Consider the following 22,261-nt stretch of genomic DNA (forward strand, 5'->3'; position numbering starts at 1 on the left):
GTTACGGCGCGACATCGGTGACGCATATGTTCGGTGCAGGATTCCCGACGATTCGGCACCTACTCTCGGAGTCGATATGCAACAGTTCTTCGATTCCGTCATCGAGTTCCTGGGCCCGTTCTGGCCCCTCGCCCAGGTGCTCCTCATCATCCTGGGCGCCTTTGTCGTGCACTGGGCGCTCCAGCAGATCATCAAGCGGTTCGTGGGGCAGATCGTCGCCGGTGTGAAGCGCAAGCGCGGCGTCGACGACACGCAGATGCTCGCGATTCGTTCCCCGCTCGAGTCGGTTCGCACGGTGCAGCGCACCCGCACGATCGGCCAGGTGCTCGGCAATATCGTCACGGTCGTCGTGGTCGTGGTGGCCGTGCTCTGGTGCATCGGCGTCATCAGCCCGAGCTTCCTGCAGTCCCTCACCGTGCTCTCGGCCGCGATCGGTGCCGGCCTCGGTTTCGGCGCGCAGAAGATCGTTGGCGACGTGCTCAACGGCATCTTCATGGTGATCGAAGACCAGATCGGCGTTGGCGACGAGGTCGACATGGAGTACGCGTCGGGCACCGTCGAGGCGGTCGGCGTGCGGGTCACGCAGGTGCGCGACGTCTACGGGCAGCTCTGGTACGTGCGCAACGGCGAGATTCAGCGGGTCGGCAACAACTCGCAGGGCTGGAACCGCGCGATCATCGACCTCCCCGTGCCGTACTCCGAAGACCGCGCGAAGGTGCAGCGCATCGTCGAGGGCGTCGGCAAGGGCATGTACGAAGACGTCGACTGGATGATGAAACTTCTCGAGGAGCCCACCATCTGGGGCCTGCAGTCGCTCTCGGCCGAGGCGGTCATCATGCGCATCACGGTGAAGACCTCCCCCGGCGAGCGGTGGGGTGTCGAGCGCGAGCTGCGCGCCCGCCTGCAGGATGCACTGAAGGCCGAGGATGTCTCGCTGCCGCCGCTCAACCTCATCGCGTTCGACGGCCCGAACGGCATCGAGCCGCGGAAGAATTCGGCGACCGACGAGTAGCCGAGCGACGGCTGGCCAGACCGCTGGGTTGGTGACAGCATCGGAACCGGCGAAACGATACGGGGCCGCGGTGCGCAACCAATGTTGCGCACCGCGGCCCCGTGTCGATGGTGCTAGCGCTGTCGGGCGATCGCGGCCGCGAGGCGGCGGGCCGCCTCGTCGAGCTCGGCGACGCTCGCGCGCGAGAATCCGAGTCGCAGGTGCCGGTCGGCATCGGTGCCCTCACCCGAAGTGAAGAACGCGCCGCGCTGGTATTCGATGCCCTCGAGACTCGCGTCGGCGGCGAGTCGCGCCTCGTCGATCGCGTCGTCACGCAGCCGCGCCCAGACAAAGAAGCCGCCGCGGGGCGGGCGCACCTCGAACTCGCCCGGCGCCTCGCGCTCGAGCGCCGCCGCGAGCGCCGCCGCGCGCTCGGCGTACACCGGTCGCGCCCGCTGCAGCACCTCGTCGAACGCGGTCTCGTGCGACGTGACGAAGCGGGCGATCGCGTGCTGCGTGAGCTGTGACGAGTGCGAGTCGTTGCGGCTGCGCAGCTTCACGGCGTTCGCGGTGAACCGTTCGGGCAACACGACCCAGCCGAGTCGCAGGCCCGGGCCGAGCGTCTTCGTGAACGTGTTGATGTGCACGACGTGGTCGGATTCGTTGAACGCGGCGACCGACTCGGTGACGCCGTCGAACGCGATCTCGCGGTACGGGTTGTCGGCGAACACGATGAACCCGTACCGCTCCGCAAGCGCGACGAGGTGGCGACGGGCCGACTCCGGCAGCACGCCCTGCGAGGGGTTGTGAAAGTCGGGCACGGTGTAGAGCGCCGCGGGCCGGGCGCCCGCGGCGAGCCGCGCCTCGAGCTCGTCGAGGTCGAGGCCGTCGGCGCCGACCCGAATCGGCAGGATGCGCGCGTCGGCGAGTTCGAGGCCGCGCAGGAACAGCGGGAAGATCGGGTTGTCGACCGCGACGAGGTCGCCGCGCTCGAGCACGAGCTGAATCGCGAGCGCGAGGCCGTGGAACCCGCCGTTCGTGATGAGGATGCGCGACACGGGCACGGCCTCGCGCGCGGCGATCCACTCCCGCAGCTCCGGCACCCCCTCGGTGCGGCCGTACTGCAGCGCGGGCAGCCCGGGCTCGGCGAGGGCGGCCGCGTAGGCGTCGGCGAGCTGCGCCCCGGGCAGCAGGTCGGGGTCGGGGATGCCCCCGAGCAGCTCGATCGCGTCGGCGCGGGGCGTGCGGAGCGTCGCGTCGCCAAACCCCTTCGGGTCGGTGAGCGCGCGGATGAGCTCGGGCACGGGCGTCGCGTCGGTGTGGGGTCGTGTCGCGTCGGCGAGGAGGTGGCTCACTTGGCGTCCTTTCGGTGGGTGAGTTCGGGTTCGAGCGCGTTCGTGGCGGCGGGCTGGAGCACGGTCGTCGCCGCCTCGGGCGCGGGAATCGCGTCGATGAGCGCGCGCGTGTACGCGTGCTCGGGGTCGTGGAGCACGCGGGCGACGTCGCCGTGCTCGATGATTCGCCCGGCCTGCATGACGCTCACGGTGTCGGCGACCTGCCGCACGAGCGCGAGGTCGTGTGACACGAGCACGAAGGTGATGCCGAGCGTCGCCTGCAGCTCGAGGAGTGCGTCGAAGATGTCGGCCTGCACGCTCACGTCGAGGGCGCTTGTTGGTTCGTCGAGCACGATCACCCGCGGGCGCAACACGAGTGCGCGGGCGATCGCGACGCGCTGCCGCTGGCCGCCCGAGAGCTCCGCGGGCTTGCGTTTCGCCAGTGTCGGGTCGAGGCCGACCGCCGCGAGCGCCTCGGTGACCTTCTGGCGTCGTTCGGCCGGCGTGCCGATGCCGAAGCGGTCGAGCGACTCGCGCACGAGCCGCTCGACGCGCCACGTCGGGTCGAGCGACGTGAACGGGTTTTGGTAGACGACCTGGAGCTCGCGGTACGTGGCCGTGCGCGCCCGGCCGGTGCGCGTATCCACTCGTTCGCCGTCGATGCGCACCTCGCCCGAGTCGGCGTCCTCGAGGCCGAGCAGGAGCCGTACCGTGGTGGTCTTGCCCGAACCCGACTCCCCCACGATCGCGTGGGTCGTGCCGGCCGCGACGCGCAGGTCGACGTCGCGTACCGCGGCGAAGTCGCCGAACGACTTCGTGAGCTGCCGGAGCTCGATGCGCGGGGGCGCCGACTCGATCTCGGGGCGCGAGGCGCGCACCTCGGCGTAGCGGTCGGGGTTGAGGGCGGGCACGTCGCCGCGCAGCCGGTGGGTGTATTCGGAGCGCGGGGAGGCGAACACCTCGGCCGTGTGGCCCGACTCCTGCACGCCGCCGTCGCGCAGCACGAGCACCTCGTCGGTGCGTTCGGCCGCGATCGCAAGGTCGTGCGTGATGAGCACGACGGCGAGGTCAAGGTCGCGTCGCAGCTCGTCGAGGAGGTCGAGAATACGCCGCTGCACCGTGACGTCGAGTGCGCTCGTAGGCTCGTCGGCGACGATGAGCTTCGGCCTCGGCAGCACCGCGAGCCCGATGAGCACGCGCTGCAGCATGCCGCCCGAGAGCTCGTGCGGGTAGGCGTCGTAGACGCGCTGGGGGTCGGCGAGCCCGACCCGCTCGAACACCTCGAGAATCTCGGCGCGCTGCGCGGCCCGGTCGAGGCCCGGCAGGAGCGCCGCCGCCTCGTGCGCCTGTGCGCCGATCTTGCGCACGGGGTTGAGGGCGTGCGCGGGGTCTTGCGGCACGAACCCGAGCTGCCGCCCCCGCAGCGCGCGAAACTCCCGTTCGCGCAGCCCGAGCACCTCGCGCCCTTCGAGGTAGACGCTGCCGCCGACCGACGCGCTGCCGGTCGGGAGCAGCCGCAGCACGGCGCGGGCGATCGTCGATTTCCCCGAGCCCGATTCGCCAATGATCGCGAGGCTGCGGCCGCGCTCGAGCGCGAAGCTCACGTCGTGCACCACGGTGGTATCGCCGTACGCGACGCTGAGCTGCTCGACGCGAATGAGCGGATGCGCTGGTGTGGTCATGCTGGCCTCCTTCGGCCTGGTGGTGAGTCAGTTGCTGCCGCGCAGCGACCGGCTGAGCCGGTTGACGGCGAGCACCGTGACGACGGTGACGAGCGCGGGCCAGAACACGAGCCAGGTCGCGGTCGTGTAGTCCTTGCCCTGCGAGATGAGCAGGCCCCAGTCGCTCGCGGGCGGCGGGTCGCCGTAACCGAGGAACGAGAGCCCGGCGATGACGAGAATCGAGAGGCCGAACTGCAGCACCGCGAGCGTGAGCACCGAGCGCGAGGCGTTCGGGAGCACGTGCCAGACGAGGCTCTGCAGGCGGGTGCCACCGAGCACGCGTGACGCCTCGACGAACACCGACTGCCGGGTGGCAATCACCTCGGCGCGCATGACGCGAGCGAACACGGCGACGGCCGAGATGCCCGTCGCGATGGCGGCGTTGATGGTCTGGAACCCGAGCGACGAGACGATGATGACCGCGAGCAGAAAGCTCGGGATCGCGAGCAGCACGTCGACGAACCGCGAGAGCACCGAGTCCATGAGCCGCCCGAAGAATCCGGCGACGAGGCCGACGAGGCTGCCGACGACGAGCCCGATCGCGACGGCGACGAGCGCGCTCAGCACCGACGAGCGCGTGCCGTAGACGACGCGAGCATATAGGTCTCGGCCGAGGTGGTCGGTGCCGAACGGATGCGCGAGGCTCGGCGCCTGCAGCTTCTCGCTCGTGACCCCGAAGTCGGGGGCGAGCCCCGTAAACAGGCCCGGCCAGATCGCCCAGGCGACGACGAGCAGGAGCACGGCGGCCGACAGCCACACCGTGAGCGGCTGGCCGCCGGGGCGGCGCCAGGCGACCTTCGGTGCGCCCGTGCGGCGGGCGGTGAGCACGGTCATGCGATGGCCTCCGTGGTCTGGGGCTGGCTGACGCGGAGTTTGCGGCCGGCCTGGGCGAGGTCGACGCGGGGGTCGAGCAGCGGATACGTGAGGTCGGCGAGCAGGTTCGCGACCACGAAGATGACGGCCGTGAGCGCGACGACGCCCTGCAGCGTCGGGAGGTCTTGCGACACGACCGACTTCTCGATGAGCGAGCCAATGCCGTTGCGGCCGAAGACGAACTCGGTGATCACCGAGCCGCCGAGGAGCTCACCCACCGTGAGCGCGAGCACGGTAACGGCGGGCAGCGACGCGGGCTTCAGCAGGTGCACGAAGAATGCCCGCACCTGCGTCACGCCCCGCGATCGCACGACGGTCGCGTACTCACGCCCGGCCTCGCGGTCGAGGTTCGCGATGAGCACCTCGGCGATCTGGGCCGACACGGGAATCGCGAGCGCGAGCGCCGCGAAGAAGGTGCCCCACGGCGACTCGGGCTCGATGATGCGGAACAGCCCGAGGCCGAACGCAAACAGGTTGATGAGCAGCAGGCCAATCACGAAGTTCGGCACCGAGAGGAACAGCGACGGGAACGACCGCACGATCCCCTGCCCGTACTTCGCGGGCAGCACCTGGCTGCCGAACGCGACGAGGCCGGCGATGAGGCAGGCGAGCACGAGCGCGCTGCCGGCCAGCGCGAGCGTCGAGGGCACCGCATCTGCGATGAGCTGCGAGACCGGCAGCTGCGTGCGCAGCGAGAGCCCGAGGTCGCCCACGAGGAACCCGCCGAGCGAGTGCGCGAGCTGCTCGAGCACGGGCCGGTCGAGGCCGTAGTACGCGACGAGCTGGGCGATCTCAGCCTCACTGAACCCGTTTTCGGGGTTCCGCAGCTGCGACGAGATCGGGTCGCCCGGCAGGATCGTGATAACCGTGAACGTGAACACGTACGCGAGCAGCACGACGAGCGCGGCCTGGCCGACGCGGCGCGCGGTGAACGCGAAGTAGCTGCGAGACATCAGCGGTCGAGCCACGCCGTCGCAAAGCTCGCGTAGGCGAGCCCGTTGTAGGTGACGTCGTGCAGGTCGGGGCTGAGCACGTAGATGCGCTGCGAGATCTGCGTCACGGGCACGAAGTAGCCCTCTTCGAGCACGTACTCCTGCAGACTGTCGAGTGTCTCGGCGCGCGCGTCGAGGTCGTCTGCGCTGAGGATCTCCTCGGAGTACTGGTTCAGGGTCTCGTCGCTCGTGCCGACGAAGAACCAGTCTTCGTCGCCCTCTTCGGCGCCGACGATGACGCCGGCGACGGTCGCGGCGTCGATGAAGCTGCGGGTGATCTCGTTGGTCTGCACCTCGGCGCGGTTGTTCAGCACCTGCTCGGTGTAGCTCGCGACGTCGAGCGTCTGAATCGAGACGTCGAAGCCGAGCGGGGCGAGTTGCTGCGCGATGAGCTCGTCGATCGCCTGCGACGTGGTGAGGTACGGGTTCGGGTAGAGCTTGAGCTCGAGGCGCTCGCCGTCGCGCTCCCGCACGCCGTCGGCACCGGGCTTCCAGCCGGCCTCATCGAGCAGCTCCTGCGCGAGCTCGGGGTCGTACTCGAAGGCGTCGGAGTGGTCGGTGCTCTCGGCGACGTTGCTCTGGATGAACGACTGCGCCGGCTCCCAGTCCTCGGTGTAGACGGTGTCGAGAATCTCGTCGCGGTCGATGCCGTGCTGCAGCGCGAGCCGCACGTTCTTGTCGTTGAACGGCGCGATGCTCGTGTTCAGCGCGAACCCGTTCACGAACCCGAGGTACCGGGGCGCGGCGACCGTAAGCCCCGCATCCTTCAGCCCGCCGAGCTCCTGCGGCGAGATGTTGTAGACGACGTCGGCCTGGCCCGACTGCACCGAACCGGTGCGCAGCGACGCCTCGGGCACGACCTTGTAGGTGATCGAGTCGAGGTACGGCGCGCCCGTGTGGCCGCGGGCATCGGGGCCCCAGCTGTAGTCCTCGCGCTTCGTGATCGTGACGTGGTCGCCGTCGGCCCACGACTCGACGACGAACGGCCCGGTGCCGATCGCGTTCGAGAGGTCGGCCTGTTCTTCGGCGGGCAGCTCGAGGGTCTTCGGCGAGACGATGATCGAGCCGTGATACGCGAGGGTCGGGATGAACGCGAGCGTCGGCTGCGAGAAGGTCACCTCGACGGTGGTCGCGTCGACGGCCTCGGCGCCCTCATAGTTCGCCGAGGGGAACAGGCCGACGCGCGCGATGCCGTCGCTCGGGTCGCCGTTCGCCCAGAAGTCGATGTTTGTGGCGACGGCCTCGGCGTCGAGCGCGCTGCCGTCAGAGAACGTCACGCCCTCGCGCAGGTGGAGGGTGAAGCTCGTCGCGTCGTCGGACTGCTCCCAGCTCTCGGCGAGCCACGGCGACAGCTCACCGGCTTCGTCGACGTAGACGAGTTTGTCGGTGATCTCGCCCCACACGTTGCCCTGGAAGCTCGAGATCGAGCTCGTGTTTGGCACCCACGAGTCGCCGAGCGAGTCGATCTGGAACACGAGGTCGCCGCCCGACTTGGGCTCGCCGTTGCCCTCGCTGCCGGTCGATGGGGCGGCGGCGCAGCCGGCCGCGAGGGCGATGACGGCGCCGAGGGCGCCGATCGAGGTCGCGAGGCGGCGGGCTCGGCGCCGCCGGGGCGGTTGTGACGTGGTCATGGTGGTGCTCCTTGGGGTTGGAAATGCGAAAAGTTGCGGATGTTCCGGCTGCGGCGTGGGCGAGATGTCCGTGGCCTAGATGGCTTTGCCTGGGTTGAGCAGGCCGTGCGGGTCGAGCGCGGCCTTCACCGCGTACTGCGCCTCGAGGTTTCGGCTCGAGAGCTCGAGCGCGGCGGCGCCCCGCTTCGTCGAGCCGAGCCCGTGCTCGCCGGTGACGGTGCCGCCGAGCGAGAGGGCGAACCGCACGAGGTCGTCGTTCGCCGCCGCGAGCGCGGGCGACGGAACGTTCGGGTCGGCGCCCTCGGGAATCTGCAGCGTGATGACGGGGTGGAGGTTGCCGTCGCCCGCGTGCGCGACCGCGCTCACGTCGACGCCGTACCGCTCGCGCAGCTGGTCGAAGTAGGCGTAGACCTCGGGCAGCGTCGACTTCGGTACCGCGACGTCGCCGCCGGCGAACCACTGGTCGGCGGGGAATCCGCGGCCCGAGCGACGCAGCTCCCACAGCCGCTCGGCCTCGGCGTCGTCGACGGCCGATACGCGCCCGCCGACGGCCGTGAGCGCCGCGTCGAGGTCGCGGTACTGCTCGTCGATGCCGTAGCCGTCGAGTTCGATGAGCAGGAGCGCATCGCCACGGCCCGCGAGGTCGGTCCCGTTGTGCGCGTCGATGTTGCGCAGCGTGCCGCCGTCGAGAAACTCGGTGATGCTCGGGCGCACGCTGCTGCGGGTGATGGCGGCAAGCGCCGCGGTACCCGCGCCGACCGTGTCGAAGAACGCGGTGACGGTGCGTCGGGCGACTGGCACCGGGCGCAGGCGCACGGTCGCGCGCACGACGATGCCGAGTATCCCCTCGGCGCCGATGAACAGCCCGCGCAGGTCGAGCCCCGTGACCGACTTCAGGGTGCGACTGCCCACCGACACGAGCTCGCCGTCGGCTAGCACGACGTCGAGGGCGAGCACCGACTCCCGCGTGACGCCGTACTTCACGCAGCGCAGTCCGCCGGCGTTCGTCGCGACGTTGCCGCCGATCGACGAGATGTCCCAGCTCGCGGGGTCGGGCGCGTAGAAGAGCCCGAGCGGCGCGACGTGGGAGCTCAAGTCAGCGTTGAGCACCCCCGCCTCGACCACGGCGAGTTCGTCGTCGGGCGACACCTCGAGGATGCGCGTGAGCCGCTCGGTCGATACGACGAGTTCCGCGGTGGTCGCCGCGGCGCCGCCCGACAGCCCCGTGCCGGCACCGCGCGGCACGACGGCGACGCCGTACTCGGCGGCCGCGCGCACGACCGCCTGCACCTGCTCGACGGTGTCGGGCAGCGCGACGGCCGGGCCGACCTCGTCGGCGAGCCGCGCTGGCAGGGTGCCCTGGTCGTACGCGTACCCGGCTGTCTCGGTCGACGCGGCGCGCACATCAAGGTCGGGGTGCGCTTCGGCGAGGTGCGCGACCAGCGCGGCGACATCGTCGGGTGTCGCGGTGCTGACCTGTGGCAGCGCGGGTGCGGTGGTCGACATGTGGGGCTCCTTCTCGTGGGGAGACAGCGCCACCTGGAAACGGCGCTGCTTGGGCAACAGCTCTGGAGAAGTTTGTTGGCCGCCCGAGGAGGTACGGAAGGTCGCCGGTCACATCGCTTCACGAGCTGACACGAAGCGACGATGTGCCACATATGTGTTCACAAATGTGGCGCCCGCCCGCGAAATGCGGTATGCGGTATGCGGTATGCGGCGCCACGACGTCGAGCCGCCGATAGGCTCGAGACATGAACTCCCCCGCGCCGCAGCCGACCGTGTACGACGAGGTCGGCGGCATGGCCACCTTCGACGAGCTCGTGCGACGCTTCTACGCGCGGGTGCAGCTCGACGAGGTGCTCTGGCCGATGTATCCCGCCGACGACCTCGAGGGCGCGATCTGGCGCCTCAGCCGATTCCTCGGCCAGTACTTCGGCGGCCCGACCACGTACTCGTCGATGCGCGGGCATCCGCGCCTGCGGATGCGCCACGTCGACTTTCACGTCAACCCCGACGCGCGCGATCGCTGGCTGCGGCACATGACCGCGGCGCTCGACTCGATGGAGTTCGCGCCGATCGTGCGGACGACGATGGCCGACTACTTCGATCGTGCCGCAACCGCGATGGTGAATACGTTCGAGCCGACACCCGAGCGGTAGCATCCGCGGAAAGCAGCGCAGCGCCCCGGTCGTGCGACCGGGGCGCTGCGCCGTGGTGTGGTGTGCCTACTCGAAGACGAGCACGGGCTTGATGACCTCGCCCGACTTCGACGCCTCGAAGGCCTCGTTGATCTGCTCAAACGAGAACGTCTTCGAGATCTTCTCAATCGGGAACTTGCCGAGGCGCCACAGGTGCACGAGGCGCGGAATGAAGTCCTGCGGCACGGCATCGCCCTCGACGATGGTCTTGAACGTCCAGCCCTTGATGAGCGACGCACCGACCTCGAACTTCACCTCGTCGCCGGGCTTCGCGGCGCCGACGAGGCCGAGCGTGCCCTTCACGGCGAGCAGCGGCGCGGCCGAGCTCGTCACGGCGGCGACACCGGTGGTGTCGAGCACGAAGTCGAGCCCGCGGCCGCCCGTGATCTCGGCGACGCGAGCCGCAACATCCTCGTTCCCCGAGTTGATGCTGTGCGTGGCGCCAAGCTCCTTCGCGAGCGCGAGGCGGTCGTCGTTGAGGTCGAGCGCGACGATCGTCGTGGCGCCGATCGCCGCGGCGGCCATGATGGCGGCCGAGCCGACCGCACCGGTGCCGAAAACACCGACGCTCGCGCCGGCACCGACCTGCAGCGAGTTGATGATCGCGCCGGCGCCCGTCGAGAGGCCGCAGCCAAGCGGGCCGAGGAGCTCGAGCGGCGCGTCGTCGTCAACCTTCACGACGTTGCGCTCGGTGGCGATCGCGTACGTCGCGAAGCTCGACTGGCCGAAGAAGTTGCTGTCGATGCGCTCGCCGTCACTGCTGAGCACGCTCGTGCCATCGGTGCGGCCGCCGCCGAAGTTGTAGGCGTTGAACTCGAGGCAGTAGGCGGGCTTGCCACTCAGGCAGTTTTCGCAGTGACCACACGAGTTGAAGCCGAGCACGACCCGGTCGCCGGGCTTCACCGAGGTCACGGCCTCGCCGACCGACTCGACGACGCCGGCGCCCTCGTGCCCGAGCACGACCGGGAAGTTCGTGGGGTAGCCGCCGTCGCGAATGAACGCGTCGGTGTGGCACACGCCGGTCGCGACGAGCTTCACGCGAATCTCACCCGCGCGAGGCTCCTCGATTTCGAGGGGCTGAATTTCAAAGTCGGCGGAGGCCGCCGAAACGACTGCTGCGCTAATTTGCATGCGTTTTCCTCTTTTCTGACAGGAGTGACCGTACTCCTCGAACGTCAGAAACGCATGCAGATTCGTTGATGTGTTGGTGCTAGGCGTCGCCGAGCGCGATCGACGCGTCGATCGTCTCGACGAGCGCGGCGTTCTCGGCGATGTCTTCGCCACGGAACTCGACGGCGTAGATCGTGCCGGTCGACGCGTCCTCGAGGAACCAGTAGTGCACGAACATCGGTACGCCCGACTCGGTCTCGTACGACTGCTCGGCGGTGCGCGCCGACGCGACGCCGGGGTACGGCTGCGCGGTCGCGCTGCCGCCATTCACATAGCCCGAAACCGTCGGGCCCGGTTCGTCGCCGTCAGTGACCTGGTCCACCGCCTCCGACACGGTCGTCGCGTCGTGGTAGTCGGGCGAGAACCGCAGCGACGAGGTCGTGCTGCTCGAGTCGAGCGCATAGGCGACGGGATACACTTCGCTGCCACGCGTGGCGCTCACGTCGGTCCAGTCGGCCGGCACCTCAACGTGCAGGGCTGCGACCGAAACCGTCTCGGTCATGACCTCGTGCGTTTCGGGGCCCGAGGCGGCGAATTCGCCCGCGCTCTGGGTGACTACCGGCGAGCATCCGGCCACCGCCAGACAGAGCAGTGCACCGGCCATCGCGGTCACCCCTCGCCTGAAATGCACCCCTAGACAGTAGCAACTCGTGGAGCGTTCAAAAAACCGACTGTGATGAACTACCTGCATGAGCGCGCATGAACATATTCACGATGATGTTCAACCTCGCCGCTGGCCTGCGGTTTTGCATCCGGTGGTGCTCGTCGCGCTCATGTGGGCGATCGAGTTCCTTGACCGAATACTCCCGGGCCAGTGGGAACGCTTCGGCCTGCGCGGCTGGGATTTCTCGTCGCTCGGCGGCATCGTGCTCGCGCCGCTCCTCCACACCGACTGGGCGCACCTCGCCGGGAACTCGGTTCCGTTCGTCGTGCTCGGTGCCCTCGTCGCGATCGAGGGGGCGCGGCGGTACTGGCTCGTCACCGCGCTCATCGCCCTCGTCGGCGCAATCGGGCCACTGCTGCTCACGGCGCCGGGCACGCTCACGGTCGGCGCCTCGGGGCTCGTGTTTGGCTACTTCGCGTACGTCATGACGCGCGTCGTCGTCGTGCCCGGCGTGCGCCATCGGCTGCTCTTCGGCGCCATCGCCGTGATCGTCGCGATCGCGTACGGCGGCGTCATGTTCGCGGGCATTTTCGCGGCCGGCGCTGGCGTCTCGTGGCAGGGCCACCTCACGGGCGCGATCGGCGGCATCGTCGCGGCGCTCGTGCTCCGCGAGCGCGACTAACGCGTGACGAGGTGGCCCTCGTGGAGGTAGAGGATGCGGTCGGCAATCGTCGCGGCCTCGCCCTCGTCGTGCGTCACGTGTACCGCGCTCGTGCCGGTCGTCGTGAGAATCCGCCGCAGATCGCCCGTGAGCCGCTCGCGCAGCCCCCGGTCGAGCGCCGAGAGCGGTTCGTCGAGCAGCAGAAGCTGCGGCCGCGTCGCGAGCGACCGGGCCAGCGCGACGCGCTGCGCCTGGCCACCCGACAGGGTCTGCACGGGCCGGTCGGCGAACCCCTCGAGCCCAACAAGTTCGAGCATCTCGGTGACCCGGTCGGCGATCACGGCGCGCGGGGCCCGCTGCGCCTCGAGCCCGTAGGCGATGTTGCGCCCGACCGTGCGATACGGGAACAGCTGGCCGTCTTGGAACACCATGCCGCAGTCGCGCCGGTGCGTCGGCACGTCGTTCACGACGCGGCCGCGCATGCGAATCTCACCCTTCGTCACCCGCTCGAGCCCGGCGATGCCGCGCAGCGTGGTCGACTTGCCCGAGCCCGATTCGCCGAGCAGGGCAATCACCTCGCCGTCGGCCACCTCGAAATCGAGGTCGTGCACGGCCTCGGTGTCGTCGTCGAACGCGATGCTCACGCCGCGCAGTTCGAGGGCGAGTTCGGTGTTGCTCACCAGGCGCCTCCAATGGTCGTCTTCGCCCCGCGGGGCCGGAGCCACTCGCTGAGCAGCATGATTGTCGCGCACACCACGGCGAGCACGACGGCGGCGGCGAGCGCCATGCCGTAGTTGTCGCCGCCGGGGCGCCCGAGCAGGCGCGCGATGAGGATGGGCAGGGTCGCGCGGTCGGGCGCCGCGAGAAAGCTCGTGGCCCCGAACTCGCCGAGCGAGATCGCGAACGCGAAGCCGGCCCCCACCCCGAGGGCGCGGGCGAGCACGGGCCCGTCGACGGTCGCGAGCACGCGCCAGGGGCCCGCGCCGAGGGTGCGGGCGGCCTCGCGCAGGGCGGGGTCGATCGCCCGCATCGCCGGCACGAGCGAGCGCACGACGAGGGGCAGCGCGACGACGGCCTGCGCGAGCGGCACGAGCACGCCCGAGTGCGCGAGCTGCGGTGCGAGCGCCTGCAGCGACACGACGTACCCAAAGCCGAGCGTGACGGCCGACACTCCGAGCGGCAGCATGATCGCGACGTCGAGCAGCCGCTGGGCCCCCGCCGCGGCGCCGCGCGTGCGCCGCGAGAGCAGGAGCGCGAGCGGAATCCCGAACAGCAGCGAGATCCACGTCGCGTCGACGGCCGCCTGCAGCGAGTGCGCGAGCGCCTGCGCGGGCGTGATGCCGCCGGCGAAGCCCATCCCGCTCGTCGAAAGCGCCTCGTAGTTGTGCAGGCTCCACTCGCCGTCAACGAGCACCGAGCGCACGAGCAGCGTCGCGAGCGGCAGCAGCACGACCCCGAAGACCGTGACGAGCGTGACGATGAGCGCTGGGGCATCCGCCCGCCGCAGCGGCCGGTCGCGGGTGTCGCGCTGCTTGATCGCGGTCTCGGTGCGCCGGTTCAGGCGCGACGAGACGACGAGCGCCGCGACCACAATCAAGAGCTGCAGCGTCGAGAGCACGGCGGCCGTGCGCAGGTCGAGGAACACCGTGGTCTCCGTGTAGATCTCGGTCTCGAGCGTGCCGGGGGCCGGCGTGCCGAGCGTGAGCACGATGCCGAACGCGGTTGAGCAGAACAGGAACACGAGCCCGGCCGCAGCAGTGATCGCGGGCGCGAGCTGCGGCAGCGTCACGGATAGGAATGCACGCGCCGGTGAGGCGCCTAGGGTTCGCGCCGCCTCGCCAAGCCCGGGGTCGATGCTGCGCCAGAACGTGCCGACCTGGCGCACGACGACCGAAACGTTGAAGAACACCATCGCGAACACGACCGCCGCGGTCGTGCCGTCGATGCCGAGCCAGCCGAGCGGCCCGCCCGTGCCGAGCAGCGAGCGGAACGCGACGCCGACGACCACGGTGGGGAGCACGAACGGCACCGTGATGATGCCGCGCAGCAGCGCCCGGCCGGGCACGCGGCGGCGGTAGAGGATGCTCGCGGTCGGCACCCCGAGCAACACGGCGCCGACCGCGGCGGCGAGCGCCATGCCGACGGTGTTGCCGAGCAGCCGCCAGGTGCGGGTGCTGCCGAGTACCTCGCCGTAGCCCGAGAGGTCGAGCCCCGACTCCCCCGAGATGCCCCGCCACAGCATGCTGGCCACGGGCCAGCCGAAGAACAGGGCGAGGAAGGCGAGGACGCAGGCGCCCGCGACCCAGCTAGCGAGCCTCATACAGGGCGGTCCACTCCTCAAGCCAGGTGTCGCGGTGCTCGGCGACCTCGGCCGGGTCGACGTCGATCGGGTCGTCGACGAGCGAGGCGTGCTCGGCCCACTCGCTCGGCAGCTCGACCGACTCATCGACCGGATACATGTACATGCCCTCGGGCAGCGCCTGCTGGAACTCGGTGTCGAGCATGAAGTCGATGAACGCCTGCGCACCCTCGGGGTTCTCGGCGCCGGCGGTGACACCCGCGTACTCGACCTGCGTCGTGCAGCTTGCGTCGAGCACGCCAGTCGCGCCGCCCGCCTCGGCCGGCGACGACGAGTAGCTGAGCACGAGCGGGAACTCCCCCTCGCCCTCGGCGCCCGAGAAGTCGACGTAGTACACGTCCGACCAGCTCGCCTCGATCTTCGCGCCGCCGTCGAGCAGCTGCTGCCAGTAGTCCTGCCAGCCGTCGCCATACTCGCCCACGGTCGCGACGAGGAACGCGAGGCCGGGCGACGAGGTCGTCGGGTTTGTGAGGGCGAGGAGCTCGGCATACTCGGGCTGCGCGAGCTCGTCGAGGGTCGTCGGCTCGGCCATGCCCTGCTCCTCGAACCAGGCGTGGTCGATGTTCACGCACACCTGGCCCTGGTCGATCGGGGTGAGCGCGTCGCCGAGCGCGAGACTCTCGGCGGATGCGGGCAGGTTCGGCGACGAGTACGGCGCGAGCACGCCCGCGTCGAGCACGGTCGCGGCCGAATAGTTGTCGATGCCGTACACGCCGTCGACGCCGGGCGCATCGCCGGCGAGCAGGAGCTGGCTCGTGATGACGCCGGCGTCGCCGGGCGACGTGATGACGAGGTCGTAGCCCGTCGACTCCTCAAACTGTGCGATGAGCTCGTCGCTCACGCCGAACGAGTCGTGCGTGAGGAAGGTGACGGTGCCGGATGCGCTGCCCGACTCGGTCGCGCTGGTACCGCCGCCCGTGCCGGTCGCGGCGAGCGTGCATCCGCTCAGGGCGAGGGCCGAGGCGGCCGCGGTGACCGCGAAGAGGCCGCGGGTGACGGATCGTTGCATGATTCCTCCATTCGCATGGAGGGCCCGCGTGCCACGGTGGTGGGCGCGCGGGGAGAGAACTCGACTTCCTTCGCCGGTACGAGCCGGATCAGGTTCGAGGGTCTGCCAGTGTGGCACTCTCAGCGCCGCTCGGCGCTCCCCTGTCGTAGTTCACGAGCCTACCCCAGCGTCGACGCCGTCATGCTCCCGGCGCCCGCGACGCCCCACCCTCTCGACACTCGACCCTCTCGACACCCCACCAACGCGAACTGACGGCAATTTGCGGCTTTTCTGTTGAAAAAGCCGCAAATTGCCGTCAGTTCGCGGAGATAGCGGGGTGGATGCGCGGGGCTAAAACGCAGTGAGTCGGGCTAGACGAGGCCCTGGGCGATCATCGCCTCAACGACCTTCGTGAAGCCCGCGACGTTCGCGCCGAGCACGTAGTCGCCGGGGGCGCCGTACTCCTGCGCGGTCGCGCGGCAGGTCTCGTGCACGTTGACCATGATCTCTTCGAGCCGGGTCTCGGTGTAGTCGAACTGCCACTTGTCGCGCGAGGCGTTCTGCTGCATCTCGAGGGCGCTCGTGGCGACACCGCCGGCGTTCACAGCCTTCGCGGGGCCGAACAGCACGCTCTCGGTCTCGCGCATGAGCGACGCGGCGTCGGCGGTGAGGGGCATGTTCGCGCCCTCGGCGACGACCTGCAGACCGTTGTTGATGAGCGCCTGCGCCGAGCGCAGGTCGAGCTCGTTCTGCGTCGCGCACGGGAGCGCGACGTCAACCGGCACCTGCCACACGTCGTTGCGGTTCGAGAAGTACTCGACGCGCGAGCTGCGGCGCTCCGCGTACTCGCCGATGCGGCCGCGCTCGGTGAGCTTGATCTGCTTGAGCAGTTCGAGGTCGATGCCGTCAGGGTCGTACACGGCGCCCGACGAGTCGGATGCAGTGACGACGAGGGCGCCGAGCTCCTGCGCCTTCTCGATCGCGTAGATCGCGACGTTGCCCGAACCCGACACCGAGACGCGCTTGTTCTCAAAGGTCTCGCCGCGGGTGGCGAGCATCTCGCGGGCGAAGAAGATGGTGCCGTAGCCGGTCGCCTCGGGGCGCACGAGCGAGCCGCCCCACGTGAGGCCCTTGCCGGTGAGCACGCCCGCCTCGAAGCGGTTCGTGATGCGCTTGTACTGGCCAAACATGTAGCCGATCTCGCGCGTGCCGACGCCGATGTCACCGGCGGGGACGTCGGTGTGCTCGCCGATGTGACGGTAGAGCTCGGTCATGAACGACTGGCAGAAGGCCATGATGTCGCGGTCGCTGCGGCCGTGGGGGTCGAAGTCGCTGCCGCCCTTGCCGCCGCCGATGGGCAGGCCGGTGAGGGAGTTCTTGAAGGTCTGCTCGAAGCCGAGGAACTTCACGATGCCGAGGTTCACGGTGGGGTGGAACCGCAGGCCACCCTTGTACGGGCCGAGGGCCGAGTTGAACTCGACACGGAACCCGCGGTTGATGTTGACGTTGCCCTCGCTGTCGGTCCACGGCACGCGGAAGATGATCTGGCGCTCGGGTTCGCAAAGTCGGCGAATCACGTCTTGGTCGAGGTACTCGGGGTGCCGCTCGAGCACCGGCGCGAGCGAGTCGAGCACCTCGGCAACCGCCTGATGAAACTCGGGTTCACCGGCATTGCGTTCGAAGACATCGTTCTTGAGCGTCTCGATCGTTGCGTGCATCGTGGTCAAAGTGGTGATCCTCTCGATCAGGTGAAACCAACCTTTGTAGCCTACTGCGCGCTGACGAATTTTCTACGTCGAATTAGCACTTGGCCCGCTGGAAATGCGAGCCGCCACCAGCCCGACACGGTTGAGAGCGTACCCGTGTCGCCGGGGCGAAGGAACCCGAGTGCGTGCGCGGCGAAGGCGCTTCCGGCGGGAGGGAGGCGGTCGGGCGCGTCGCTCGGGGCGATATCGGCCGAAACGACCGACTCGGGCAGCATGCGGGTCCAGACATCGGTTCGGATGCGCTCGGCGAGCAGTTGCCCGAGCTGGTTTTCGGTCGCCTGCGCGATCTGGCCGATGCCGTCGTCGGCGACGGCCGTGAGCTGCGCGACGTCGAGTGTCGTCACGCGCTCCCAGCCGCCGAGGGGCGGCCAGTTCCCGGTCCACGACTCGTGAAGCCGCTCGCGCGGGAGCGGAATCCGAACCGCTTCGTCGTCGCTCGCGGGTTCGCGCGCGAGCCGGTCGAGCATCCCCCGCAGCGGCACGACGGCGTCGAAGCCGCCGTCGAGCCGATCGCGCTCTTCGACGTCGAGCACGCTGCCGGGGATCGCGCGCACCGCCATGACGAGCGGCGAGTCGGTGAGGATTCCGGCTGGCCGCAGCACGGGCACCCAGAGCGCAACGCCCGACTCCCCCACCTGCTGGATGCGCACGCCGGAGTCTTCGATGCGGCCCGCGCGACCGAGGTAGGTCGCGAGGTCGGCCCTCGCGATCGGGTTCGCGAGCTGCAACGTGGCGGTCATTCGGCCGGCTTCGCCTCGCTTCGCATGGGGGCGGGCGCCCCGACGTAGGGCTGCCACGCTTCGCGCTCGGCGTCGCTGATGCGTCGCGGGCGCCCCGTCGTCGTGTCGATGAACACGATGGTGCTTCGCGCGACCGTGAAGAGCGTGCGCGACTCGTCGGTGACGGGGCTCCACACCTCGTACGACACCTCGGCCGAGGCGGCGCCGATCTTGCTGATCCACAGCTGCACGTCGACCGGGTAGTGCAGGTGTGGAATCGGCGCGCGGTACTCAATCTGCTGCGCCGCGATGAGCGTCGCGGTGTCGGCCCCGACCCCCGCCGAAACAACGGCGAGGGGTCGGGGCTGCTCGTCACTGCCCTCGGGCACGACCCAGAAGGCCTGCACGCGCGCCTCTTCGAGGAGCGTGAACATCGTGGCGTTGTTCACGTGGCCGTAGCCGTCGAGGTCGCGCCAGCGCACCTGAATCGGCACGTGGAAGCGGCGCTCGCCGTCGGCATCGCCGGTCGACCAGCAGTCGTAGAGGGTCGACATTAGTCGCGCGTGAGCTTGCGGTACGTGACCCGCGACGGCTTCGCCGCGTCGGGGCCGAGCCGCTCGATCTTGTTCGCCTCGTAGCCCTCGAAGTTGCCCTCGAACCAGTACCACTTCGACGGGTCTTCTTCGGTGCCCTCGTAGGCGAGGATGTGCGTGGCCACGCGGTCGAGGAACCACCGGTCGTGGGTGATGACCACGGCGCAGCCGGGGTACTCGAGCAGCGCGTTCTCGAGGCTCGAGAGGGTCTCGACGTCGAGGTCGTTCGTCGGCTCGTCGAGGAGCAGCAGGTTGCCGCCCTGCTTCAGCGTGAGCGCGAGGTTGAGGCGGTTGCGCTCACCACCCGAGAGCACGCCGGCCTTCTTCTGCTGGTCGGGGCCCTTGAACCCGAACGACGAGACGTACGCGCGCGAGGGAATCTCAACCTGGCCGACCTGAATGTAGTCGAGTCCGTCGGAGACGACCTCCCACACCGACTTCTGCGAGTCGATGCCGGCGCGGCCCTGGTCGACGTACGAGATCTTCACGGTCTCGCCGATCTTCAGGTCGCCGCCGTCGAGCTCTTCGAATCCGACGATGGTCTTGAAGAGCGTCGACTTACCGACACCGTTCGGGCCGATGATGCCGACGATGCCGTTGCGCGGCAGCGAGAACGAGAGGTGGTCGAAGAGCACGCGGTCGCCGAAGCCCTTCTTCAGGTCCTTCGCCTCGATCACGACGTTGCCGAGGCGCGGCCCCGGCGGAATCTGAATCTCTTCGAAGTCGAGCTTGCGGGTGCGCTCGGCCTCGGCAGCCATCTCTTCGTATCGGGCGAGACGGGCCTTCGACTTCGCCTGGCGACCCTTCGAGTTCGAACGAACCCACTCGAGTTCGTCGGCGAGGCGCTTCGCGAGCTTCGCATCCTTCTTGCCCTGAATCTGCAGGCGCTCGCGCTTCTTCTCGAGGTAGGTCGAGTAGTTGCCCTCGTAGGGGTAGAGGCGACCGCGGTCGACCTCGGCGATCCACTGGGCGACGTGGTCGAGGAAGTACCGGTCGTGGGTGACGGCGATGACGGCGCCAGGGTACTTCTGCAGGTGCTGCTCGAGCCAGAGCACGCTCTCGGCGTCGAGGTGGTTCGTGGGCTCGTCGAGGAGCAGCAGGTCGGGCTTCTCGAGCAGGAGCTTGCAGAGGGCGACGCGGCGGCGCTCACCACCCGAGAGGTTCGTGACGGGCTCGTCGGCGGGCGGGCAGCGCAGCGCATCCATCGCCTGCTCGAGCTGGTTGTCGAGGTCCCACGCGTCGGCCGCGTCGATCTCGGTCTGCAGCGCGCCCATTTCTTCCATGAGCGCGTCGAAGTCGGCGTCGGGGTTCGCCATCTCCGCCGAGATCTCGTTGAAGCGGTCGAGCTTGCCCTTGATCGCGCCAACGCCCTCTTCGACGTTCTCGCGCACGGTCTTTTCCTCGTTGAGCGGCGGCTCCTGCAGCAGGATGCCGACCGTGAACCCGGGGGTGAGCTTCGCGTCACCGTTCGAGGGCTCGTCGAGGCCCGCCATGATCTTGAGGATGGTGGACTTCCCCGCACCGTTCGGACCGACCATGCCGATCTTGGCGCCGGGGAAGAAGGACATGGTCACGTCGTCAAGAATGAGCTTGTCGCCCACCTTCTTGCGGGCGCGGACCATTTGATAGATGTACTCGGCCATGCGCCCCAGTCTACTTACCAGTCGATGTCTTGCGTCTTCCCAATGAGGCACTTCCCAGTGCTCATCGGCTCGGCCACCATCGAGGCGTATCCCTTGCTACTGCGCTGCCCGATGAGGCACTGCCCGTCGGGCATCTTCACCGACACGATGATGTAGTCGGCCTCGAGATCGATCGTCGTGCGATCGAACGTGACCTCCATTTGCGACTTGTCGAAGCCGGCGTCGGTGAGCGTGTCGACGAAGTCGTGCGAGCTCGCCTTGTCGTCGTCGGCGAGCAGGTCGCGCAGCGTCATGTCGAAGTACGCCTTGTTCGCCTCGGCGCCGCCCGACGGATCGAAGGTGGGGTCGGGCGTCTGCGTTGCCTGCTGCGTCTCATCGGGGCCCGGGCCATCCCCGCCGAACGAGCAGCCAGCGAGCAACACGGTTGCGGCGAACGCGGTGGCGATGAGGCGGGATACGCCGGGCGTACGAGACGTGCGCACGTGCGTCCTTTCGACGGGCGGCCATGACTCCCCTAGCGTACGCGGGAGTCATGGCCCGAACCCGCAGGTGCCACGCGCCGCGGTCCGCGCTAGAAGGTGGGCGCGAGGTCGTGCGGCAGATTCGGATACTCGGCAGCGGGTTCGGGTGCGGGCGCACCAGCACCGTCGGTCCCTGCAGTCGGTGTCGACGCGGGCCGATCGAACTCGGTCGGCTCCGCCCGCGCTTGCCCGGATGCGGCGGCAGGCGTGGCCTCGTCGCGTGGCCGGCTCGCGTAGGCGAGGTCGGGGCCGAGGTGTGCGGCGATGATCTCGGCGGAGGTGCCGGTCGAGCCGTCCTGGCGCTCGTAGTTGCTGAGGCGGAACTTGCCGGTCACGACGACCCGCTGTCCCTTCCGCAGAACACCTCGGGCGTTGTCGGCGAGCCGGCCGAACGCGGTCACGCTGTACCAGTTCGTGTGGGCGTCTTCCCACTCGCCTGCCGGGGTCTGCCGGCGTTCCGACGTTGCGACGCGGAACGTGAGCCGCGAGAGGTTGTTGCCGACGGTGCGGTGCTCGGGGTCGGTGCCGAGGGTGCCGGTGATCGTGAGGTGGTCAGACATGATGCTCCTTCGTTCGAGTGCTGGGCGCGCCCCGGCGCGAAGGTGCCGTGCAAGGGTTGGGGATTCCGCGCCGGGTCGCGGGGCAAGTCTCACGATTCGCTACGCCCAATGCTGCCCCTCCGTCCCTGCCTGTGGATGACCGCGCATCCACAGTCAGGTCGGGAGGCCGCGCATCGACCGAAGCTGAGCGCCTGCCGAAAGCTGTGCGCAATTGCGCACAGAAGCGGTCCCTGCATACGCGCGGCGTACGCAGGGACCGCTTCCGCTGATTTGACGCGGAGATATCGGCAAAACTGGGCGCTACTGACTTAAGTGCGACACACGCACCGGCGAAATCCAGAAGCTCCAAATGAGCCAGCTCACAACTCCAAGGAACGGCACACAGATCAGCACGACCATCCAAGCCGTGAGCGGCAAGGGGTCAAATCGATAGCGACCCCACACCATGCGCCCCGCCACAACAGCGAGTGCGACGAGGACCGCCAGCACCCCGACCCCGAATATCCATCCGATTGCTACGTCTGACATATTCGCTCCAATTCTTGTCGGAATTGCAATCCGCCGCCCAAGATTAAGACTACTACCACCAGTGACCAAAACCAGAAATAGCCTAATTTACGAATAGCTTGGCCGCCGTAAGCGCACTGGCCTCGCTATCCGAGTCGCCTGGGTCGTCTAGTTGGATTCCTCGATATAAACAGAGGGCTCGATTGACTGCGCGAAAGGGCTGACTTCAATTTGCACTTCCGCACCGTCCTCGTCGATCGGAATTGCAGCAAGAATCTCAAGCGATTCGGCATCGATGAGCGTAGCCACGGGGACATCCGCGTACAGAATCGCCTCAATCTCGTCCGAGGTCTGCAACTCACTGCGTTACTCGAGGATTGCTTGCCTCTCAGATTCGTTCTGCGTTTCGATATCCGAGAGTTGCCCAACG

21 protein-coding genes and 1 riboswitch are annotated in these 22,261 nt (G+C 68.9%); of the genes, 3 read left to right on the forward strand and 18 right to left on the reverse strand.

Annotation, left to right across the window (positions count from 1 at the left end):
• Nucleotides 1-76: 76 nt before the first annotated feature.
• Entirely contained in the window at nucleotides 77-1,012 is a 936-nt protein-coding gene (locus G328_RS0109720) for a mechanosensitive ion channel family protein (protein WP_019619161.1), read from the forward strand.
• 113 nt (nucleotides 1,013-1,125) lie between these two features.
• Here G328_RS0109720 and G328_RS0109725 read toward each other — a convergent pair whose 3' ends face one another.
• The 6 genes from G328_RS0109725 to G328_RS0109750 all read right to left on the reverse strand — a co-directional run bounded on the left by G328_RS0109725 (nucleotide 1,126) and on the right by G328_RS0109750 (nucleotide 9,048).
• Nucleotides 1,126-2,346, reverse strand: a complete 1,221-nt coding sequence (locus tag G328_RS0109725) for an aminotransferase-like domain-containing protein (protein ID WP_019619162.1) — start codon at nucleotides 2,344-2,346, stop codon at nucleotides 1,126-1,128.
• Entirely contained in the window at nucleotides 2,343-4,007 is a 1,665-nt protein-coding gene (locus G328_RS0109730) for a dipeptide ABC transporter ATP-binding protein (RefSeq protein WP_019619163.1), read from the reverse strand. The genes G328_RS0109725 and G328_RS0109730 overlap by 4 nt, the downstream gene beginning before the upstream one ends.
• 27 nt (nucleotides 4,008-4,034) lie before the next feature.
• Complete coding sequence (locus G328_RS0109735) at nucleotides 4,035-4,880, reverse strand: ABC transporter permease (RefSeq protein WP_019619164.1); 846 nt, start codon at nucleotides 4,878-4,880, stop codon at nucleotides 4,035-4,037.
• On the reverse strand, nucleotides 4,877-5,887 hold the full coding sequence (locus G328_RS0109740) for an ABC transporter permease (RefSeq protein WP_235619868.1): 1,011 nt from the start codon (nucleotides 5,885-5,887) through the stop codon (nucleotides 4,877-4,879). The genes G328_RS0109735 and G328_RS0109740 overlap by 4 nt, the downstream gene beginning before the upstream one ends.
• Nucleotides 5,872-7,542 carry an ABC transporter substrate-binding protein gene (locus G328_RS0109745; RefSeq protein ID WP_019619166.1) on the reverse strand — a complete coding sequence of 557 codons (1,671 nt, stop codon included), beginning with the start codon at nucleotides 7,540-7,542 and terminating at the stop codon, nucleotides 5,872-5,874. Before G328_RS0109745 ends, G328_RS0109740 begins: the two co-directional genes overlap by 16 nt.
• A 75-nt stretch (nucleotides 7,543-7,617) precedes the next feature.
• Nucleotides 7,618-9,048, reverse strand: coding sequence for an FAD-binding oxidoreductase (locus G328_RS0109750; protein ID WP_019619167.1), 1,431 nt, complete (start codon nucleotides 9,046-9,048; stop codon nucleotides 7,618-7,620).
• Nucleotides 9,049-9,293: 245 nt separating this feature from the next.
• Here G328_RS0109750 and G328_RS0109755 point away from each other — a divergent pair, with 245 nt between their 5' ends.
• A complete protein-coding gene (locus G328_RS0109755; protein WP_019619168.1) occupies nucleotides 9,294-9,701 on the forward strand; it encodes a globin in 408 nt (135 codons plus the stop codon).
• Nucleotides 9,702-9,767: 66 nt separating this feature from the next.
• Here G328_RS0109755 and G328_RS0109760 read toward each other — a convergent pair whose 3' ends face one another.
• Nucleotides 9,768-10,871, reverse strand: coding sequence for an NAD(P)-dependent alcohol dehydrogenase (locus G328_RS0109760; RefSeq protein ID WP_019619169.1), 1,104 nt, complete (start codon nucleotides 10,869-10,871; stop codon nucleotides 9,768-9,770).
• 79 nt (nucleotides 10,872-10,950) lie between these two features.
• On the reverse strand, nucleotides 10,951-11,514 hold the full coding sequence (locus G328_RS0109765) for a hypothetical protein (RefSeq protein WP_154651563.1): 564 nt from the start codon (nucleotides 11,512-11,514) through the stop codon (nucleotides 10,951-10,953).
• 151 nt (nucleotides 11,515-11,665) lie between these two features.
• On the opposite strand from G328_RS0109765, the gene G328_RS0109770 reads away from it, so the two are divergent.
• Complete coding sequence (locus tag G328_RS0109770) at nucleotides 11,666-12,196, forward strand: rhomboid family intramembrane serine protease (RefSeq protein ID WP_235619872.1); 531 nt, start codon at nucleotides 11,666-11,668, stop codon at nucleotides 12,194-12,196.
• Here G328_RS0109770 and G328_RS0109775 read toward each other — a convergent pair.
• The 10 genes from G328_RS0109775 to G328_RS0109825 form a co-directional block, all read right to left on the reverse strand.
• Nucleotides 12,193-12,855 carry an ABC transporter ATP-binding protein gene (locus tag G328_RS0109775; protein WP_019619172.1) on the reverse strand — a complete coding sequence of 221 codons (663 nt, stop codon included), beginning with the start codon at nucleotides 12,853-12,855 and terminating at the stop codon, nucleotides 12,193-12,195. The genes G328_RS0109770 and G328_RS0109775 overlap by 4 nt on opposite strands.
• Nucleotides 12,852-14,495 carry an ABC transporter permease gene (locus G328_RS0109780; protein ID WP_019619173.1) on the reverse strand — a complete coding sequence of 548 codons (1,644 nt, stop codon included), beginning with the start codon at nucleotides 14,493-14,495 and terminating at the stop codon, nucleotides 12,852-12,854. The genes G328_RS0109775 and G328_RS0109780 overlap by 4 nt, the downstream gene beginning before the upstream one ends.
• Nucleotides 14,482-15,543: a thiamine ABC transporter substrate-binding protein gene (locus tag G328_RS0109785; protein ID WP_019619174.1), complete on the reverse strand. Its 1,062-nt coding sequence runs from the start codon at nucleotides 15,541-15,543 to the stop codon at nucleotides 14,482-14,484. Before G328_RS0109785 ends, G328_RS0109780 begins: the two co-directional genes overlap by 14 nt.
• Nucleotides 15,544-15,591: 48 nt before the next feature.
• A riboswitch (TPP riboswitch) is annotated at nucleotides 15,592-15,695 on the reverse strand.
• Nucleotides 15,696-15,893: 198 nt separating this feature from the next.
• Nucleotides 15,894-17,240 carry an NADP-specific glutamate dehydrogenase gene (gene gdhA, locus G328_RS0109790; protein ID WP_026339792.1) on the reverse strand — a complete coding sequence of 449 codons (1,347 nt, stop codon included), beginning with the start codon at nucleotides 17,238-17,240 and terminating at the stop codon, nucleotides 15,894-15,896.
• Nucleotides 17,241-17,290: 50 nt separating this feature from the next.
• Nucleotides 17,291-18,028, reverse strand: coding sequence for a DUF8185 domain-containing protein (locus G328_RS0109795; protein WP_019619176.1), 738 nt, complete (start codon nucleotides 18,026-18,028; stop codon nucleotides 17,291-17,293).
• On the reverse strand, nucleotides 18,025-18,561 hold the full coding sequence (locus G328_RS0109800; protein ID WP_019619177.1) for an acyl-CoA thioesterase: 537 nt from the start codon (nucleotides 18,559-18,561) through the stop codon (nucleotides 18,025-18,027). The genes G328_RS0109795 and G328_RS0109800 overlap by 4 nt, the downstream gene beginning before the upstream one ends.
• The gene (gene ettA, locus G328_RS0109805; RefSeq protein ID WP_019619178.1) at nucleotides 18,561-20,243 is read right to left on the reverse strand and encodes an energy-dependent translational throttle protein EttA; all 1,683 of its coding nucleotides are present in this window, start codon (nucleotides 20,241-20,243) and stop codon (nucleotides 18,561-18,563) included. The genes G328_RS0109800 and ettA overlap by 1 nt, the downstream gene beginning before the upstream one ends.
• Before the next feature lie 14 nt (nucleotides 20,244-20,257).
• Nucleotides 20,258-20,725 carry a DUF6993 domain-containing protein gene (locus tag G328_RS0109810; RefSeq protein WP_019619179.1) on the reverse strand — a complete coding sequence of 156 codons (468 nt, stop codon included), beginning with the start codon at nucleotides 20,723-20,725 and terminating at the stop codon, nucleotides 20,258-20,260.
• Nucleotides 20,726-20,814: 89 nt separating this feature from the next.
• Nucleotides 20,815-21,324, reverse strand: a complete 510-nt coding sequence (locus tag G328_RS15040) for a single-stranded DNA-binding protein (protein ID WP_019619180.1) — start codon at nucleotides 21,322-21,324, stop codon at nucleotides 20,815-20,817.
• A gap of 675 nt (nucleotides 21,325-21,999) precedes the next feature.
• Nucleotides 22,000-22,140 carry a hypothetical protein gene (locus G328_RS0109825; protein ID WP_154651564.1) on the reverse strand — a complete coding sequence of 47 codons (141 nt, stop codon included), beginning with the start codon at nucleotides 22,138-22,140 and terminating at the stop codon, nucleotides 22,000-22,002.
• Nucleotides 22,141-22,261 lie beyond the last annotated feature (121 nt).

The organism is [Zimmermannella] faecalis ATCC 13722 (assembly GCF_000381765.1).
In the GTDB taxonomy this organism is placed as follows: Bacteria; Actinomycetota; Actinomycetes; order Actinomycetales; family Microbacteriaceae; genus Gulosibacter; species Gulosibacter faecalis.